The 3,548-nt window shown below is 67.3% G+C and carries 5 protein-coding genes; all 5 read right to left on the reverse strand.

Features of this window, described 5'->3' with window-relative positions; translation table 11 throughout:
* On the reverse strand, nucleotides 1-345 hold a 345-nt coding region (locus JSV65_00500; protein ID UCH34869.1), incomplete at its 3' end, for a hypothetical protein.
* 215 nt (nucleotides 346-560) lie between these two features.
* Nucleotides 561-872, reverse strand: coding sequence for a hypothetical protein (locus tag JSV65_00505; GenBank protein ID UCH34870.1), 312 nt, complete (start codon nucleotides 870-872; stop codon nucleotides 561-563).
* A 181-nt stretch (nucleotides 873-1,053) separates the two neighbouring features.
* Nucleotides 1,054-1,224, reverse strand: a complete 171-nt coding sequence (locus JSV65_00510; GenBank protein UCH34871.1) for a DUF2292 domain-containing protein — start codon at nucleotides 1,222-1,224, stop codon at nucleotides 1,054-1,056.
* Between the two features lie 435 nt (nucleotides 1,225-1,659).
* The gene (locus JSV65_00515; GenBank protein ID UCH34872.1) at nucleotides 1,660-2,655 is read right to left on the reverse strand and encodes a hydroxyacid dehydrogenase; all 996 of its coding nucleotides are present in this window, start codon (nucleotides 2,653-2,655) and stop codon (nucleotides 1,660-1,662) included.
* A gap of 310 nt (nucleotides 2,656-2,965) precedes the next feature.
* Nucleotides 2,966-3,548: extracellular solute-binding protein (locus JSV65_00520; GenBank protein ID UCH34873.1), on the reverse strand; the 583-nt coding region annotated here is incomplete at its 5' end.

The raw sequence follows: 3,548 nt of genomic DNA on the forward strand, positions 1-3,548 counted from the left end.
CCAGAACTCCGCCTCCAATTCACTCCCCTCATATAACGCGCACGAATCGCGGCATTTTAGAACTGCTCGCGCCAGAATTGTTGAGACATAGCGCTGCGACACGCTCAGCGCACTCGCGATCTCGGCCTGCGTCGCTCCGTCCATCCACCGGATCAGCGCTCGGCGCTCGCGGTCCTCCAGGCGGTCATATAGGATGCGCACCCGAAACCGCCGCGGCATCGCCGCCAGCCGGTGCAGCGTCAGCCAGTCCTCGGCATCCATCGCATGCTGCGCGTCCCACGACGCGAGGCCGCTCACCGGCGTCTCCCGCCGCCCCTTGTCGCGCAACTGCCGCGACGTGTACACGCTAGCCTCGTCGCGCAGCAGTCGATCCGCCTCCTGCTCCGCCGCCGCAGTCCCGGGGACGAGACCGCGCGACTCACATGCATTGCGATCCGCTGAACTTGCGGTCGGTAGAGCAGGCGTCTCGCCCGCCAACCCCTGATGACATAACCGCGGTCGGCCGTTCGCACTTCGAACCGGCGCGCCGCCGCGCCGCGCCGCATCCCCAACCGCTCGCGTCATCGCCGCCCCTCCCCATCCCATACCCCGCCGTCGAACAGCCGCCGGAAATGCTCCATCTCCTCCGGCTCCGGAGCCTTGGGAAACACGGTGTAGTACAGGAACTCGAGTGTTCCATCTTGCCCGCAGTCACCGCAGCGAAACCACGGCGTGCCGCGGATCACGGTCATCCCTTTCTCGATCCGCGTGCGCCACGGCTCCGCGGCGGTGTGGATGACGAGCGTGCGGTTCTTGCACCACGGGCAGCGGCGCAAGGTCAGCCATTCCGGGAGACGGGAATCCAACTTCCTCTGCATGGTCTCGGTGATCATGGCATCCTCCGTTGATGCTCGACCGGGAAATCGGGGGTGAGCGCCGGCAAGACGCGACAAAGGCGAGCCGCTTCCGCGACGGCGCGGCCACAGCCGGATGCCCGTTCGGCACGCTCAGCACCGGCGGCTGTGCGACGTCGTGGAATGACTCGCCTGCGTTCTTCGCTCGGCGGATATGGGGTTAGGCGCTAAACGCCCGCTGCTCGATCGTCTCCAGACGCACCAGGCGGTGGTCGTGGATGACGGCGGTTACGCGACCGTACTTCAGACCCCGGAGCGCTCTCACCAGCTCGACCTCCTCCCAACTCATCTCCAACAACCACTTGCGCTGCGCCGGCGATTCCTTTGCCATACGACTTCCTCCTGGCCTGTGCTCTTCGCCGGCCCGGTCGATCCCGCACCGAGGTCCGTTTGTCGGCCGCGGGCGCGACCGCACGCAGTGCGTCCCCGACGGACCTCGTCCGGAGCAGTCCGGGGGGTCACCGGTTCCGCGGTCCCACCCGCGACTCTCCAGGTTTCCGGGCCTTCATGGTGGGGACGGCGGGCCTGCCATCCTCACGGCCTTCGCCGGGGCCCGCAGAGGCGCCCGGCCTCGGATGGCCATAGTATAGTACAAACGTTTGCGTCAGTCAAGGCAAACGGCGGGGTGTATTGATGTTTTCCTGGGGAACTTGGCTGCCCGCGTGAGCGGGAATCCAGCCGAGGCAAGCGGGGCCGGAACGCGTGCCGGGCGAGCATTCCGGCTTGACTCCTCTGGGGGTGCTCGACGCGCTCCGCGGTTGAACCCCTACCCGCGCACCAGATTCTGGGGCTCGCCGCGCTCGAACGCCAGGATGTTCTCGATCGTCGTATCGAGGATGCGCCGCAAGGCCTCGCGGCTGTAGAAGCCCATGTGCGGCGTGATGATGACGTTGTCCCTCTCGAGCAGACTCCGCAGCGGCCGCAGCTCCGATGGCGGCTCGCGGTCCCCGTGCAGCAGCACGCTCTCCTCCTTCACCGCCTCCTCGCCCTCGAAAACATCGAGCCCCGCGCCGCCGACCTGCCCCGAGTCCAGCGCCTCGACCAACGCCTCGGTGTCAATCAACTCCCCGCGCGCGGTATTGACGATGAGCACGCCGCGCTTCATCCGCGCCAGCGATTCGCGGTTGACCATACGCCGCGTCGCGGGCACCAGCGGCGCGTGGAGTGATATGACGTCAGAACCCGCAAACACTTCCTCCAGCGCCGCGTAGCGGAAGCCGAGCACCTCCGCGAGGATCGCGCTCTCTCTGACATCGTACGCGAGCACTTCCATGCTCAGCGCCCGCGCCATACGAATCACGTGCAGGCCGATCGACCCCGCGCCGACGACTCCCAGCGTCTTCTCCTTGAGGTCGAAGCCCTGGAGGCCTTCGAGAGCGAAGTTGTCGCTGCGCACCCGGTCGTGCGCCAGGAAGATCTTGCGCGACAGCCCGAGGATGAGGCCGAACGTGTGCTCCGCGACCGTGTTCGCGCCGTATTCCGGCACGTTGGCGACCGCGATTCCCCGCTGCTCCGCCGCCGCCACGTCAATGTGATCCGTGCCCGTCGAGCGCGTCGTGATCAGCTTCAACCCCGGCATCTGATCCATCGTCTCGGCGTCAACCGGGCAATACACGAACACCGATATGGCATCGCACCCGCCGACCAGCGACGCGCACTTGTTGTTCAGGCATCCCTCGTACGATTCCGCGCGGTCGGCGAGTGGGGACTGCTCGATCAACTCGCGCTCCCAGCTCTGCACCTCGAAGAAGGCGACTCTCATCTTCTCCTCCCCGGCGTTGCGATTGAGGCGGCGGCGCCCTTAAGTGCGGATGGCCCTAGTCCTCGACCGCCGCGCGCCGCCCCAGCGCTCCTTGCCCAACGCTGTTGCCTGCGGTGCGAAGCCGCTCCTGTCCAGATCGCGCGACACGGCGCCGCGAAAGCACGCGCAAGCGTTCGCCAAGCAGGCGTCGCACTGCGGCGACCAACCGCACGTTGGCCCCAACGGCAGTCGCCGCTGCGGGCCGACCAAGCAGAAGCGGCGCCTCGACCGAGGCGCCGCTCTGCCCGTTGCCCCTGCTGGCGATGGGTGCTTACACCTTGACTCGGCGCTCGAGCACCTCCTGCGCCTCCGCCGCGCACCGATGCAGGATCTCGCGCGCCTCGTCGAACGTGCAGCTTCGGTTGTCGCGGCGCGACTCGTGCACCGCGGTATTGATCGCCCACTTGATCACCGGGTACTCCGGGATGCACGGGCGCACGCGGCGGATCCCCAGCTGCTCGACGAACGGTCGCAGCTTCGGCCGCTGCGCCACGAACTCCTGGTACTCCGTGCTCTCCACCACCGACTGCACCAGTGGAATGTATGCCGTCGCCCGCGTCCAATCCATCAGCCCCTGCTGCGTCGTGAACCAGCGCAGGAAGCGCCATGCCGCGCGCTCGCATTCGGGCTCGCGGCACGCGATGGCGAGGCACAGCGTGCTGTCCGATCCGCCGAACGAATTCGCCGCCACCCGCCCGCGCGGCAGCGGCACGATCTCGTAGTCCAGGTGCTCGTAGCGGCCGGAGAAGTAGTTCTCGATGATGCTCAGCTTCATGCCCACGTCGCCGCGCTCGAAGTCCACGTGGGGCGGGCTGTATGTGCGCAGGTCGGCGTGGTACTTCAATGCCTGCGCA

It is taken from the genome of Armatimonadota bacterium, assembly GCA_020354555.1.
In the GTDB taxonomy this organism is placed as follows: Bacteria; Armatimonadota; Hebobacteria.

Excerpts from the sequence above, each read along its gene's own strand:
- JSV65_00505 (UCH34870.1), bottom strand. The coding sequence starts at position 872 with ATGATCACCGAGACCATGCAGAGGAAGTTGGATTCCCGTCTCCCGGAA.
- JSV65_00515 (UCH34872.1), bottom strand. The coding sequence starts at position 2,655 with ATGAGAGTCGCCTTCTTCGAGGTGCAGAGCTGGGAGCGCGAGTTGATC.
- JSV65_00510 (UCH34871.1), bottom strand. The coding sequence starts at position 1,224 with ATGGCAAAGGAATCGCCGGCGCAGCGCAAGTGGTTGTTGGAGATGAGT.